Source organism: Vibrio toranzoniae, assembly GCF_024347655.1.
Classification (GTDB): Bacteria; Pseudomonadota; Gammaproteobacteria; order Enterobacterales; family Vibrionaceae; genus Vibrio; species Vibrio toranzoniae.
The window spans coordinates 1-14,318 of sequence record NZ_AP025514.1 but is presented as its reverse complement, the minus strand read 5'-3'; the positions used below and the strand labels follow the sequence as shown (position 1 = coordinate 14,318).

The following is a 14,318-nucleotide window of genomic DNA, read 5'->3' as shown; positions in this document are numbered from 1 at the left end:
CAAAAAAATCCACTAAACGACATTTTAGACCACTAATTAAACAAGATTACCCCTACTCGCTTTACGAATATCTCGGTATACTCAGAGGTTATTTTTATCACTCATTTAAAAGAATCGCGCGAACCTGACTATGCAAAAATACGATATCAAAACCTTCCAGGGAATGATCCTCGCGCTGCAGGATTACTGGGCACAAAACGGTTGTACCATTGTTCAACCACTAGATATGGAAGTAGGTGCTGGCACATCTCACCCAATGACATGTCTACGTGCACTTGGCCCAGAGCCAATGTCTACAGCTTACGTACAACCTTCACGTCGTCCTACTGATGGCCGTTACGGTGAAAACCCTAACCGTCTTCAGCACTACTACCAATTCCAAGTAGCGCTAAAACCATCGCCAGACAATATCCAAGAGTTGTACCTAGGCTCACTAGAGGTTCTTGGTGTTGACCCACTTGTTCACGACATTCGCTTCGTTGAAGATAACTGGGAAAACCCAACACTAGGCGCATGGGGCCTTGGTTGGGAAGTATGGCTAAACGGCATGGAAGTCACTCAGTTTACTTACTTTCAACAGGTTGGCGGACTTGAGTGTAAACCTGTTACCGGCGAGATCACTTACGGTATCGAGCGTCTAGCAATGTACATCCAGGAAGTAGACTCAGTTTACGACCTAGTATGGAACGTAGCACCAGACGGTTCTAACGTGACTTACGGTGACATCTTCCACCAAAACGAAGTTGAGCAATCAACGTACAACTTCGAGCACGCAGACGTAGATTTCCTATTCACTTTCTTCGACCAGTGCGAAAAAGAGTGTAAAGAATTACTTGAGCTTGAGAAGCCACTGCCGCTTCCAGCTTACGAGCGCATTCTAAAAGCAGGTCACGCATTCAACATCCTTGATGCGCGCAAAGCTATCTCTGTAACAGAGCGTCAACGTTACATCCTTCGTATCCGCAACCTGACTAAAGCTGTTGCAGAGGCGTACTACGCGTCACGAGAAGCGCTTGGCTTCCCGATGTGTAAAAAGACAAACGAGGAGAAGTAATCATGGCGAAGAATTTTCTAATTGAACTGGGTACGGAAGAGCTTCCACCAACGGCACTTCGTTCTCTAGCAGAAGCCTTTGCTGCTAACTTTGAAGCGGGTCTTAAAACAGCTGAGCTTTCTCACGAAGGCGTGAAATGGTATGCAGCACCTCGCCGCCTTGCACTTAAAGTAACAGCACTGGCTGAAGGCCAAGCGGACAAAGTGGTTGAAAAGCGTGGCCCTGCAATCTCAGTAGCATTCGATGCGGAAGGCAACGCAACGAAAGCGGCACAAGGCTGGGCTCGCGGTAACGGTATCACTGTTGAACAAGCTGACCGTCTGAAAACAGACAAAGGCGAGTGGCTTCTTTTCAAACAAGAAGTAGCTGGCAAACCAGTTCAAGAATTGGTGATGGACATCGCTGCGAAAGCACTGGCTGGCCTACCAATTCCTAAAGCAATGCGCTGGGGTAACTCAGACATTCAATTTATCCGTCCAGTAAAAACACTGACAGTACTACTAGGTGATGAGCTTGTTGAAGGCGAAATCCTAGGCGTAGCATCTGCTCGTACTATCCGTGGCCACCGTTTCATGGGCGAACAAGAGTTCACAATCGACTCTGCTGACCAATACCCTGCGATCCTAGAAGAGCGCGGTAAAGTAATGGCGGATTACGAAGCGCGTAAAGCGATCATCCTTGCTGACTCTCAAAAAGCGGCAGCAGCGGTTGGCGGTAAAGCTGACCTAGAAGATGACCTTGTTGAAGAAGTAACGTCTCTGGTTGAATGGCCAGTAGTACTTACAGCGAAGTTTGAAGAAGAGTTCCTAAAAGTACCTTCTGAAGCTTTGGTTTACACCATGAAAGGTGACCAAAAGTACTTCCCTGTTTACGACGAAAACAAGAAGCTACTTCCTAACTTTATCTTCGTATCAAACATCGAGTCTAAAGAGCCTCGTCACGTTATCGAAGGTAACGAGAAAGTGGTACGTCCACGTCTTGCTGATGCTGAGTTCTTCTTCAACACAGACCGTAAGCGTCCGCTGATCGACCGTCTTCCCGAGCTAGACCAAGCTATCTTCCAGAAGCAGCTTGGTACTATTAAGGACAAAACAGACCGCATCACAGAACTTGCTGGCTACATCGCTGAGCAAATCGATGCTGACGTTGAGAAGTCTAAGCGCGCAGGCCTACTGGCTAAGTGTGACCTAATGACATCTATGGTATTCGAATTCACGGATACACAAGGTGTAATGGGCATGCACTACGCGACTCACGATGGTGAAGACGAGCAAGTTGCACTGGCACTTTACGAGCAGTACATGCCTCGTTTCGCTGGTGACGACCTACCAAGCACGGGGATCTCTTCAGCAGTTGCAATGGCAGACAAGCTAGACACTATCGTAGGTATCTTCGGTATTGGCCAAGCACCAAAAGGTTCTGACCCATTCGCTCTACGTCGTGCATCACTAGGTGTACTACGTATCATCGTTGAAAACGGCTACAACCTAGACTTAACGGATCTGATCGGTAAAGCGAAAGAGCTACTAGGCGACAAGCTGACTAACGACAACGTAGAAGCTGACGTTATCGACTTCATGCTAGGTCGTTTCCGCGCATGGTACCAAGATGCTGGTTTCAGCGTTGATATCATTCAAGCGGTACTAGCACGTCGTCCAACTAAGCCAGCTGACTTTGACCAACGTGTTAAAGCGGTTTCTCACTTCCGTGAACTGGAAGCAGCAGAAGCACTAGCAGCAGCGAACAAACGTGTAGGTAACATCCTTGCGAAATTCGATGGCGAACTACCAGCTGACATCGACCTAACGCTTCTTCAAGAAGACGCAGAGAAAGCACTGGCTGAAAACGTGGAAGTAATGACGGAAGCACTAGAACCAGCATTCGCTACAGGCAACTACCAAGAAGCCCTAAGCAAGCTTGCTGATCTACGTGAACCGGTTGATGCATTCTTCGATAACGTAATGGTGATGGCTGATGACGAAGCGCTTAAGAAGAACCGTCTAACGCTACTGAACAACCTACGTAACCTGTTCCTACAGATTGCTGACATCTCTCTACTGCAAAAATAAGCACGAGTGAGACAGTTACTCTAAGTCATACTCTGAGTAATTAACAGTAAACACCCAAAGGGAAGCGAAAGCTTCCCTTTTTGTTTTTGTGAACCAAGCATTTGTTTGTAGAGGTCTTATTGGTTAACTGAATGAAATAGCACTCAGACTGTAGAGGGCATTGTTTGCTATAACTGACCTGTTTATTCAGGGGAAGGGAACAATGAAAAAAACAGTACTCGCGCTTTCAATGCTCGCACTCAGCGCATGCAGCCAAACCAGTGACAACAACCTATTACTGACAATTGATAACGACACTGTCGTATTCGAATCATCCGGTAAAGGCACCGTAATTGCAGAACAGGAACTCGCCAAAGGTAGCTATACGTTCTCTATCAGCGATACTCAAAATACCTGTGGCACCAACTATGCGCTGGCTGAAGAGAATCGCATCAAGTTCAATAAACCCCTTCGTCTAGACGACTGCGCCGAGAAGTCTGAATTAGATATCAAGGTCTTTCGCGCTAACACCTATCAGTTTACGCTCAACCCACAAACCAATGAGCTGACCGTTCAGATAAAGCCGAAGCAACAACAAGTACAAAGCTTTGCTTGTCCGGTTCCTAGTGACGAGCCCACCACCATCGACGTTGCTCAAACCTTTGATGATGGCACCGTGGTAAGAGACGCTCTTTCAGGCAAACAAGTCACAGTAACGAATGGCAGCGTCACCATGCAGCCTGCAGAAAACAGCCAAGGTGTTCTGCTGCTTGAGAAAGTAGAACCAGAAACCAAAGCTGACTTTAGTTGGGATAACGCCACGGTTTACTTCGTAATGACCGACCGTTTCCATAATGGTAATCCTGATAACGACAACAGTTATAGTCGCAGCCAAGATGGACAAGACGAAATCGGTACCTTCCACGGTGGTGACTTGGCAGGCTTAACCGAAAAACTCGACTACATAGAATCACTCGGTGCTAATGCTATCTGGATAACGTCTCCGTTAGAGCAAATCCACGGCTGGGTTGGCGGCGGTGATCGCGGTGACTTCAAACACTACGGCTACCACGGTTACTACCATCAAGACTGGACCAAGATCGATGACAACATGGGCACCGAAGACGAGCTGAAAAACTTCATCGATACCGCGCACAGCAAAGGCATTCGCGTTGTTTGGGATGTGGTAATGAACCACACCGGCTATGCGACGCTTGCCGACATGCAAGAGTTTGATTTTGGTAAGCTCAACCTAACTGATGAAGAAGCCAAACAAACACTTGGCGAAAACTGGACAGACTGGCAGCCCACTAAAGGTCAGAACTGGCACTACTTCAACAACTACATCTCTTACAGCGACAAAGAAGCGTGGGAAAAGTGGTGGGGCAAAGCTTGGCTACGCAGCGATATCGGCGCCTATGACTCTCCGGGTTACAATAACCTCACCATGTCTTTGGCGCACCTGCCCGATTTCAAAACAGAATCGACAGAGACAACCGGACTGCCTAACTTCTATCGTAATAAATCCACCAGCGCGACCGATGAACTCAAAACACCTCGTGACCATTTAATCACTTGGTTATCGGATTGGGTGCGCGAATATGGTGTTGATGGCTTTAGGGTCGATACCGCGAAGCACGTTGAACTGGACGCTTGGGCAGAGCTTAAAGAGAGCACTAACCAAGCACTGGCTGAATGGAAACAGAATAATCCAGACAAAGCGTTGGATGACCTACCCTTTTGGATGACAGGCGAAGTGTGGGCGCACAGCGTAGTGAAATCCGATTATTTCGCTAACGGCTTTGATTCGATCATCAACTTTGAATTCCAAAGTGATATCGCACCCAAGGCACTTAAGTGCTTGTCTGATCTCGATGCCGATTACCTTCGCTACGCAGATAAGATCAACAACGACAGTGAGTTCAACGTGCTGAGTTACCTTTCGTCTCACGATACATCGCTATTCTGGACACAGCACGGCAGTGACTTTGCTAAACAGACCAAAGCAGCGAATGCGTTAATGCTTGCTCCGGGAGCGGTACAGATCTATTACGGTGATGAAATCGCCCGTGACGTTGGCCCAACAGGTTCCGATCCAATGCAAGGCACTCGCTCGGATATGCCATGGAATCAAATCACCGGCGAACGTACAGAGTTGCTAGAACACTGGCAAGCGCTTGGCCAATTCCGCCAACGCCACCCAGCCGTCGCGCAAGGCAATCACATCATCCGTAACAGCAAGGGCTACTATGCGTTCGAACGCCAATACCAAGATGACAAAGTATTGGTTGTTTATACCGGTTCGAAGTAAACACGCATGGTTCTCAAACGAAATTAATCAAAGGGGAAGCTTCGGCTTCCCTTTTTTGATCACCAAAAGCACGTTCAATAAGCAAACTGTTACTCATTAACCAAACTTTATAGAAGTTTTTTTCGTGTTAGAGCATTTGGCGCTATGCGTCGCAAAAACATTGCGGTATGTTCAAGGAATACACTAATGGCAGACATAAGGTCTGCCTTAATGACACATAACAAGCAATCACAATGAATTAGGTAAAATAAGTAATGCAGTTTTCTAAGTTTGGTGAAAAGTTTAATCGATACTCTGGAATCACTCGTTTAATGGATGATTTGAATGATGGCCTGCGCACTCCAGGCGCTATCATGCTCGGTGGTGGCAACCCAGCCGCTATCCCTGCCATGCTCGATTACTTTAACCAAGCCAGTGCCGACATGCTCGCCAATGGAGAACTCATCGCCGCCCTCGCCAACTACGATGGTCCGCAGGGCAAAAATAGCTTCATTAAGTCGTTAGCTGCGATGCTAAAAGAGACCTATGGCTGGGACATCAGCGAAAAGAACATCAGCCTAACCAATGGCAGTCAAAGCGGCTTCTTTTACCTATTCAATCTATTAGCAGGTCAGCAGCCTGACGGCTCGCACAAGAAAATTTTGTTGCCGATCGCACCGGAATACATCGGCTACGGCGATGCAGGGATTGATGACGATATTTTTATCTCTTACCACCCAGAGATCGAGCTGCTAGAAAATCGCCAGTTCAAATACCACGTTGATTTTGAACAGCTAAAAGTGGACGATTCAGTGGCGGCTATCTGCGCTTCTCGCCCTACCAATCCTACGGGTAACGTACTGACCGATGAGGAAGTGCGTAAGTTGGACAAACTCGCGCGAGAGAACAATATCCCACTGCTGATCGATAACGCTTACGGCCTGCCATTTCCAAACATCATCTTTGAAGATGTGGAACCATTCTGGAACGAAAATACGATTCTGTGCATGAGCTTGTCTAAGCTTGGTTTGCCAGGTGTGCGTTGCGGTATCGTGATTGCGAGTGAAGAAGTAACGCAAGCGCTAACCAACATGAATGGCATTATCAGCCTAGCACCAAGTAGTGTTGGTCCTGCGATTGCTAACCACATGATTGAGAAGGGTGATCTACTACGTTTAAGCAGCGAAGTGATTAAGCCTTTCTACAAAGAGAAATCTCTACGCGCGGTTGAGCTGTTGCAAGACGCTATCGACGATCCACGCTTTCGTATCCACAAACCTGAAGGCGCTATCTTCTTATGGCTATGGTTTGATGAACTGCCTATCACCACAATGGAACTGTACAACCGCCTCAAAGCCCGTGGCGTTCTGATTGTTCCGGGTGAATACTTCTTTATAGGCCAGGAAGATGAGTGGGATCATGCTCACCAGTGCTTACGTATGAACTACGTGCAAGATGATGAGGCGATGCAGAAAGGCATTAAGATCATTGCAGAAGAAGTGAAAAAGGCTTACAGCGAAAGTAAATAAAGGTTCCCTACTCTGTCGTACCTCCCTCTATGGAATGACGCTGGCAGAACAAACAAAAAAGAGCACCTCATGAGGTGCTCTTTCACTTTTACTTCCCGATAGTTTTTGTCACTTGAATACCCTAAATAATTGGGGGTTCAGCTAGGCGACCATTCGTTTCAAAAACACAAGCAATTCAGCCCTATGAGCATAGGGAACCTATGTGATTAGGGGGAATTTACGACGTCAACAACGCTGTAGCTTCAAGTATGACGGGGATTAACCTTCTAGTAGGCTATTACCGTTGATAGCAATCTTACGTGGTTGCATCGCTTCTGGGATTTCGCGTTCTAGGTCGATGTGAAGAAGACCATTTTCCATACTTGCGCCTACCACTTTTACGTAGTCAGCAAGTTGGAATTTTCGCTCGAAATCGCGCTCTGCAATACCTTGATATACAAAGGTTTTCTCTACTTCTGCTTTACGATCACCTTTCACAATTAGCATGTTCTCTTTCTGAGTCAGATCTAATTGGTCATCAGCAAAACCAGCTACTGCCATAGTAATACGGTAGTTGTTCTCGTCTGTTTGCTCGATGTTGTATGGAGGGTAACCGCCAGAAGCATTTTTCGACGTGTTCGCTTCCATCATGTTGAATAGACGATCAAAGCCGATTGCGTTGCGGTAAAGTGGAGTGAAATCTACAGTTCTCATAATGCTATCCTTTTTAGTAAGCAATAGTCTTAGCTACGAATTTTACTTAGATCGAACCTATGTGATCCAGTAAACAGCTAAGAGATTCAATTCGCATTCCTCGGGTTTCACCTCTATTGGCGACAACGCTGGGACATGACAATGAATCAATTTTTAAGTTGTGTGCTGCCAAAGTTATCCTCTATTGAGCGATACTCTAGCAACGGTTATGAAGGTTCTGTTTCTTCTCTTGTAGAGCAAGACAGTCATCCTCTTCACAACTAAATATGTGGATTGAGCAAAATAGTTTCAAGGGATTATTTTCAATTATTTTCCAAAATCATTATTTTTCAAATGCTTAAGAAACAAAAAAGACCGCCATTTCGGGCAGTCTTTTAAATAATATATTTAGTTTTTTGAGACGAAGCTATTTCGTTTTAGTTCAAGGAAGAGGCGCGGAGCATACGAATGTATGTGAGCACCTCTGACACAGAAATTAAGCGAAAGAGCGAAGTATCAAAGATACTAAACGTCTAGGTTAGCTACTTTCAATGCATTCTCTTCGATGAAGTTACGACGCGGCTCAACTTGGTCACCCATTAGCGTAGTAAACAACAGATCAGCACCAACAGCATCTTCAATTGTTACTTGCATCATACGACGACTTTCAGGATCCATGGTGGTCTCCCAAAGCTGATCTGGGTTCATCTCACCTAGACCTTTGTATCGTTGTAGGCTAAAACCACGACGAGACTCTTTAACCAACCAGTTCATTGCTTCAACAAAATTCGTTACCGCTTGAGTTCGCTCACCACGTTTAATATAAGCACCTTCTTCAATCAAACCATCAAGCGCTTCAGATAAATCCGATAATTTACTAAATTCTTTCGAGTTGATTAGGTCAATACTTAATAAATGCTCATGAGTTACACCGTGTGTACGCACGACAATCTTAGGAACACTTATTCCTAGGTCTTCGTGCTTTTCAACCTCAAGATGGTATTGGCTAGCACCTGTTTCTTTCGCGTTTAGCTGCTCTACAAGCTGCTTACCCCAAGCTTCAACAGCCACCTCATCATGACACTGCTCAGCGGTTAAGCGTGGCATATAAATCAATTCATGGATAAGTGCACGTGGGTAACGGCGACTCATACGATCAACAAGCTTAATACCGGCATTGTATTGCAGAACAAGCTTCTCTAATCCCTCACCAGCAAACGCGGGTGCTTCAGAATTTACATGCAATGCTGCGTTGTCTAAAGCTAAAGATACTTGATACTGATTCATTGCATCTTCATCTTTGATGTATTGCTCTTGCTTACCTTTTTTCACTTTGAAAAGCGGTGGCTGAGCAATATAGATGTAACCACGTTCTATCAGTTCCGGCATTTGACGGTAGAAGAACGTCAGGAGCAATGTACGTATGTGAGAACCATCGACATCGGCATCGGTCATGATAATGATGTTGTGGTAACGCAGTTTGTCTGGGTTGTATTCGTCGCGGCCAATACCACAACCAAGGGCTGTGATTAGCGTTGCAACTTCTTGTGAAGACAACATTTTGTCGAACCGTGCTTTCTCTACGTTAAGGATTTTACCTTTTAGAGGTAGGATTGCTTGGTTCTTACGGTTACGCCCCTGCTTAGCTGATCCGCCAGCAGAGTCTCCTTCCACAATATAGAGTTCAGACAGTGCAGGATCTTTTTCCTGACAGTCAGCGAGTTTACCTGGAAGACCCGCTAAATCTAACGCGCCTTTACGACGTGTCATCTCACGAGCTTTACGCGCAGCATCACGAGCACGTGCAGCATCGATAATTTTAGAACAAACAATTTTCGCTTCACCTGGGTTCTCAATCAGGAACTCAGAGAGTTTCTCACCCATTGTAGATTCAACGGCAGACTTCACTTCAGAAGAAACCAGCTTATCTTTGGTTTGGCTTGAAAACTTAGGATCCGGCACTTTCACTGAAACAATCGCCGTCAAACCTTCACGAGCATCATCACCGGATGTTGAAGTCTTCGCTTTCTTAGAGAAGCCTTCCTTATCCATAAAACTATTTAAAGTACGGGTCAGTGCTGAACGGAAACCCGCTAAGTGAGCACCACCATCACGCTGAGGGATATTATTGGTGAAACAGTAAATGTTTTCTTGGTAACCATCGTTCCACTGCATCGCAACTTCAACGGTAATGCCATCATCACGCTCAGAATCGAAATGAAAGATCTTTTGAATAATAGGGGTCTTGTTGGTATTCAAATGTTCAACAAACGCTTGAATGCCGCCTTCATATTCGAAGTGATCCATTTTGTCTTCTTCGCGCTCATCAATCAGCCTGATTGATACACCCGAATTCAAGAATGACAGTTCACGTAGACGCTTAGCTAAGATGTCGTAATGGTACTCAATATTGGTGAATGTTTCTTCACTTGGCCAGAAACGAATCTCCGTTCCGGTTCTATCCGTATCACCTACAATAGCAAGTGGTGCCTGAGGTTCACCATGGTGATACGTTTGAGTGTGAATTTTTCCACCACGGTGGATAGTAAGAGTAACTTGCTTAGAAAGTGCGTTTACTACTGAAACACCAACACCGTGCAGACCACCAGATACTTTGTACGAGTTATCATCAAACTTACCACCAGCATGAAGAACCGTCATGATAACTTCTGCTGCAGACACGTTTTCTTCTGAGTGCAATTCTGTTGGAATACCACGGCCGTCATCGCGAACCGACACAGAGCTATCTTCATGGATAGTTACAATGATGTCATTACAGTGACCAGCTAGCGCTTCATCAATAGAGTTATCTACCACCTCAAAAACCATGTGGTGCAGACCGGTACCATCATCCGTGTCGCCAATGTACATTCCAGGACGCTTACGTACCGCATCCAGACCCTTCAGTACTTTAATACTCGATGAATCGTAATTATCTGACATAGTTACTCTCTGACTAATTATCCTTGCTCTATTTTGCCATGTTCCACATGAAACATCCTGCTATTTTCATCATGCATATCTGCAATCTGATCAGCGGTAATAGAGCTTACAAAAACTTGAGCCTCGGTCGCCTTTAAGCACTCGGCAAGACGTGCGCGGCGTTGGCTATCTAATTCGGAAGCAAAGTCATCTATTAAATAGATACATTGCTTTCCTGTCATTTGAGTGAGGTGTTGCCCTTGTGCTACTCGCAACGCGCAAACCATCAACTTCAACTGACCTCGTGACAAGACATCTTCCACTGGAGTGCCGTTCACTTTTATCTTTAGATCCGCTTTGTTTGGCCCACTAAAGGTGTAACCAAGCTGCTGATCCCTTTCAAAATTCTTCTCTAGTATCTCTGCATAGGGCGTGTCTTTGTCCCAGCCGCGATAGTAGTTAATCTTTATCTCAAACTCAGGCAAGAAGGTCGCACAGATCTCTTCGGCAACTTCTTTAAGTTGCTCGACATAGGCGGCACGCCAATGACTGATGTTTTCAGCTAAACGGGCCAGTTCTTGATCCCAATAGCTCAGCTCTCGATAATGCGTGGCTGTTTTCAATAATGCGTTTCGCTGTTTATTGAGCCGCTTTACCCTGCCCCAAGCATCATAAAAACCTGACTCACTGTGGAAAACTCCCCAATCAATGAATGCACGGCGATGTTTAGGTCCATCCGTCAGTAAATCAAACCCTTCCGGGTGAATCAACTGCAAAGGTAAGACTTGCGCTAACTGAGCCAATTTTTGTCCGGTTTGGCCGCTTATTTTAACCTCTGTCGAGCCATCACGCTGCTTATTAATGCCAATTGGCAGCTCAAATTGGTCCGAGGTCATAAAACGGCCATGTACAAACAGTTCACTGCACTCGTTTTGGATGATACGACCAGTGAGAGAACTTTTGAATGAGCGACCGTGCCCGAGCAGATAGACCGCTTCAAGGACACTGGTTTTGCCGCTTCCGTTAGCCCCTATAAGAAAGTTAAAGCCTGATGACGGTTGAATGTCACAGGCTTCAATATTTCTAAACTGCTTAACGATTAAGCGCGATAAAGGCATAGCGTCTTCATATTAATCTTCAATCACAACACAGTAGGTAAACGTTGTTGGTCAGTAAGCATGGTTGATTCACAAACAACGCTTATAAACGAATTGGCATAACAACGTACATCGCGCTGTCATCTTGCGCATTCTCAATCAAAGCACTCGCATTCGCATCTGACATTGATATACGAACCTGTTCACAACGCAGTGTGTTCAGCACATCCAATACGTAGCTTACGTTGAAGCCAATTTCTAGCGCGTCACCGTCGAAGGTGACGTCTAACACCTCTTCGGCTTCTTCTTGTTCTGGGTTGTTCGCGGTAATACGCATCTCGCTATCGACAAGGTTAACGCGAACACCACGGAATTTTTCATTCGACAGAATCGCCGCGCGAGAAAACGCTGAACGTAACTCATCGCAACCGGCTTCTAATGTCTTGGTGGTATTTTGCGGCATTACGCGGCGATAATCAGGGAAACGACCATCAACGAGCTTAGAAGTGAATACATAGTTGTTCACTTCAGCACGCACGTTAGAGTTACCAATCTGCAGCGTTACAGGTTGTTCAGGTGCATCCAACAGCTTGACTAGCTCTTGAACACCTTTACGTGGAACAATGATCTGCTTCTGAGCAAAATCGGCATCAAGTTGCGCTTGAGATACTGCCATACGGTGACCATCAGTCGCCACACTGCGCAGGATCGAACCTTCAATCTCGAACAACATACCGTTGAGGTAGTAACGAACGTCTTGGTTCGCCATTGAGAATTGTGTTTTCTCAATAAGACCGCGCAATTCAGCTTGTGTCACAGACACTTCAACTTCACTGCTCCAGTCTTCTATGTTTGGGAAGTCTGCCGCAGGTAATGTTGCCAATGAGAAGCGGCTACGACCAGAGCGAACCTGAACACGGTCACCATCCAATACTACTGTGATCACTGAGCTGTCTGGCAAGCCACGACAGATATCTAGGAACTTACGTGAAGGTACGGTAATACTGCCCGCTTCGAAATCACCTTCAAGCGTTACTCGGCTGATCAGTTCAACTTCTAGATCGGTGGCTGTCATCGACAACACGTTATCTTCTACTTTCATCAGTAGATTGCCTAGAATTGGAAGTGTTGGCCTGCCACCGAGTGCACCAGATACTTGTTGTAATGGCTTAATCAGATGACTACGTTCAATGGTAAATTTCATATCTTGCTCTTACGGTCTAAATGGCACTTCGTAATATTACGCGCCAAGATTCGGCTTATTAAGGTTAAGAATACTGTGTATTAAGAAGAAAGGGTACGAATCAAGTTCGAATAGTCTTCTTTAATGTCGTGACTCTCTTCGCGTAGCTGAGCAATCTTACGACAGGCGTGCAGTACAGTCGTATGATCACGGCCACCGAATGCATCGCCAATCTCAGGCAAGCTGTGGTTAGTCAGCTCTTTAGCCAATGCCATCGCCAGTTGACGTGGACGAGCAACAGAACGAGAACGACGTTTAGATAATAGATCAGCGACTTTGATTTTGTAATATTCAGCGACTGTCTTTTGAATGTTATCGATGGTGACCAGTTTTTCTTGCAGTGCAAGTAAGTCACGCAGTGCTTCACGCACGAAATCGATAGTGATCGGACGGCCAGTGAAGTTTGCATTGGCAATAACACGGTTCAATGCGCCTTCTAGCTCACGAACGTTAGAGCGTAAACGCTTAGCAATAAAGAATGCCACTTCATCCGCAAGGTGAATTTGGTGGTCTTCTGCTTTCTTCATTAATATCGCAACACGAGTCTCAAGCTCTGGTGGCTCAATCGCCACCGTCAAACCCCAACCGAAGCGAGATTTTAGACGATCCTCTACCCCGTTGATCTCTTTTGGATAACGGTCAGACGTTAGGATGATCTGTTGGTTGCCTTCGAGCAGCGCATTAAAAGTATGGAAGAACTCTTCTTGAGAACGCTCTTTATTGGCGAAGAATTGGATATCATCGATAAGCAGCGCATCAACACTACGGTAGTAGCGCTTAAACTCTTCAATCGCGTTATTTTGTAGCGCCTTTACCATATCCTGAACAAAGCGCTCAGAGTGCATGTACACCACTTTAGCGTTTGGTTTGTTATCAACAATGGCGTTACCTACAGCATGCAACAAGTGCGTTTTACCTAAACCAGTACCACCATATAAAAACAATGGGTTATAGGCCGTTCCTGGATTATCTGAAACCTGACGTGCCGCCGCCAAACCCAATTGGTTTGATTTACCCTCAACAAAGTTATTGAACATATGTTTTGGGTTTACGTTTGAACGGTGGTTTAGATCGACCGCCACAGGCTCTTCATCACGCCAGATATTATGAACAGGCTTACGAGCTTGTAACTGCGCAGGTGCTGACGATTCAGCAGCTACATCAGCAGCTGTACGTGTCCTAGCAGGGGCGATAGTCTCAGGTTTTGTAGCAGTGGCTCGTTTACTTCCAATCTCAAAATGAAGATGCGGAATATCATGACCGCAATGTTCTCGCAGCAAACGGGTAATGCTATTTAGATACTTATCGCGAACCCAATCAAGTACAAACCGGTTCGGTGCAAATAGAGTTAGAGTATTGTCATTGAGCTCCGCTTGTAGCGGACGAACCCACATACTGAATTCTGTAGCTGGTAACTCTTCTTGAAGCTGTTGCAAACACTGCAACCAAAGCGAAGATGACAC

General features: G+C 45.7%; 10 protein-coding genes. 5 read left to right on the top strand and 5 right to left on the bottom strand.

Translation table 11 applies throughout. From position 1 onward, the window contains the following. Nucleotides 1-130: 130 nt before the first annotated feature. The 4 genes from glyQ to OCU50_RS00035 all read left to right on the top strand — a co-directional run bounded on the left by glyQ (nt 131) and on the right by OCU50_RS00035 (nt 6,921). The gene (gene glyQ / locus OCU50_RS00050) at nt 131-1,054 is read left to right on the top strand and encodes a glycine--tRNA ligase subunit alpha (protein ID WP_046224867.1); all 924 of its coding nucleotides are present in this window, start codon (nt 131-133) and stop codon (nt 1,052-1,054) included. A 2-nt stretch (nt 1,055-1,056) separates the two neighbouring features. Continuing rightward, nucleotides 1,057-3,123: a glycine--tRNA ligase subunit beta gene (gene glyS, locus OCU50_RS00045; protein WP_060468927.1), complete on the top strand. Its 2,067-nt coding sequence runs from the start codon at nt 1,057-1,059 to the stop codon at nt 3,121-3,123. Nucleotides 3,124-3,325: 202 nt separating this feature from the next. After that, nucleotides 3,326-5,413, top strand: coding sequence for an alpha-amylase (locus OCU50_RS00040; protein ID WP_060468926.1), 2,088 nt, complete (start codon nt 3,326-3,328; stop codon nt 5,411-5,413). 254 nt (nt 5,414-5,667) lie between these two features. Continuing rightward, a complete protein-coding gene (locus OCU50_RS00035; RefSeq protein ID WP_060468925.1) occupies nt 5,668-6,921 on the top strand; it encodes a valine--pyruvate transaminase in 1,254 nt (417 codons plus the stop codon). A 258-nt stretch (nt 6,922-7,179) separates the two neighbouring features. Here OCU50_RS00035 and OCU50_RS00030 read toward each other — a convergent pair whose 3' ends face one another. Next, complete coding sequence (locus OCU50_RS00030; protein ID WP_060468924.1) at nt 7,180-7,614, bottom strand: Hsp20 family protein; 435 nt, start codon at nt 7,612-7,614, stop codon at nt 7,180-7,182. Nucleotides 7,615-7,755: 141 nt separating this feature from the next. Here OCU50_RS00030 and OCU50_RS00025 point away from each other — a divergent pair, with 141 nt between their 5' ends. Then, nucleotides 7,756-7,878, top strand: coding sequence for a hypothetical protein (locus OCU50_RS00025; RefSeq protein ID WP_261809197.1), 123 nt, complete (start codon nt 7,756-7,758; stop codon nt 7,876-7,878). A 240-nt stretch (nt 7,879-8,118) separates the two neighbouring features. Here OCU50_RS00025 and gyrB read toward each other — a convergent pair whose 3' ends face one another. The 4 genes from gyrB to dnaA all read right to left on the bottom strand — a co-directional run bounded on the left by gyrB (nt 8,119) and on the right by dnaA (nt 14,318). Next, nucleotides 8,119-10,536, bottom strand: a complete 2,418-nt coding sequence (gene gyrB, locus OCU50_RS00020) for a DNA topoisomerase (ATP-hydrolyzing) subunit B (protein ID WP_060468923.1) — start codon at nt 10,534-10,536, stop codon at nt 8,119-8,121. A gap of 17 nt (nt 10,537-10,553) precedes the next feature. Continuing rightward, on the bottom strand, nt 10,554-11,633 hold the full coding sequence (recF, locus tag OCU50_RS00015) for a DNA replication/repair protein RecF (protein WP_060468922.1): 1,080 nt from the start codon (nt 11,631-11,633) through the stop codon (nt 10,554-10,556). A gap of 82 nt (nt 11,634-11,715) precedes the next feature. Then, complete coding sequence (gene dnaN, locus OCU50_RS00010) at nt 11,716-12,816, bottom strand: DNA polymerase III subunit beta (protein WP_060468921.1); 1,101 nt, start codon at nt 12,814-12,816, stop codon at nt 11,716-11,718. An 80-nt stretch (nt 12,817-12,896) separates the two neighbouring features. Continuing rightward, nucleotides 12,897-14,318, bottom strand: a complete 1,422-nt coding sequence (gene dnaA / locus OCU50_RS00005; protein WP_017055482.1) for a chromosomal replication initiator protein DnaA — start codon at nt 14,316-14,318, stop codon at nt 12,897-12,899.

What these genes read in the sequence shown, in the direction of transcription:
- glyQ (WP_046224867.1), top strand. Translation starts at nt 131, where the DNA reads ATGCAAAAATACGATATCAAAACCTTCCAGGGAATGATCCTCGCGCTG.
- OCU50_RS00030 (WP_060468924.1), bottom strand. Translation starts at nt 7,614, where the DNA reads ATGAGAACTGTAGATTTCACTCCACTTTACCGCAACGCAATCGGCTTT.
- dnaN (WP_060468921.1), bottom strand. Translation starts at nt 12,816, where the DNA reads ATGAAATTTACCATTGAACGTAGTCATCTGATTAAGCCATTACAACAA.
- OCU50_RS00040 (WP_060468926.1), top strand. Translation starts at nt 3,326, where the DNA reads ATGAAAAAAACAGTACTCGCGCTTTCAATGCTCGCACTCAGCGCATGC.
- gyrB (WP_060468923.1), bottom strand. Translation starts at nt 10,536, where the DNA reads ATGTCAGATAATTACGATTCATCGAGTATTAAAGTACTGAAGGGTCTG.
- recF (WP_060468922.1), bottom strand. Translation starts at nt 11,633, where the DNA reads ATGCCTTTATCGCGCTTAATCGTTAAGCAGTTTAGAAATATTGAAGCC.
- OCU50_RS00025 (WP_261809197.1), top strand. Translation starts at nt 7,756, where the DNA reads ATGAATCAATTTTTAAGTTGTGTGCTGCCAAAGTTATCCTCTATTGAG.
- glyS (WP_060468927.1), top strand. Translation starts at nt 1,057, where the DNA reads ATGGCGAAGAATTTTCTAATTGAACTGGGTACGGAAGAGCTTCCACCA.
- OCU50_RS00035 (WP_060468925.1), top strand. Translation starts at nt 5,668, where the DNA reads ATGCAGTTTTCTAAGTTTGGTGAAAAGTTTAATCGATACTCTGGAATC.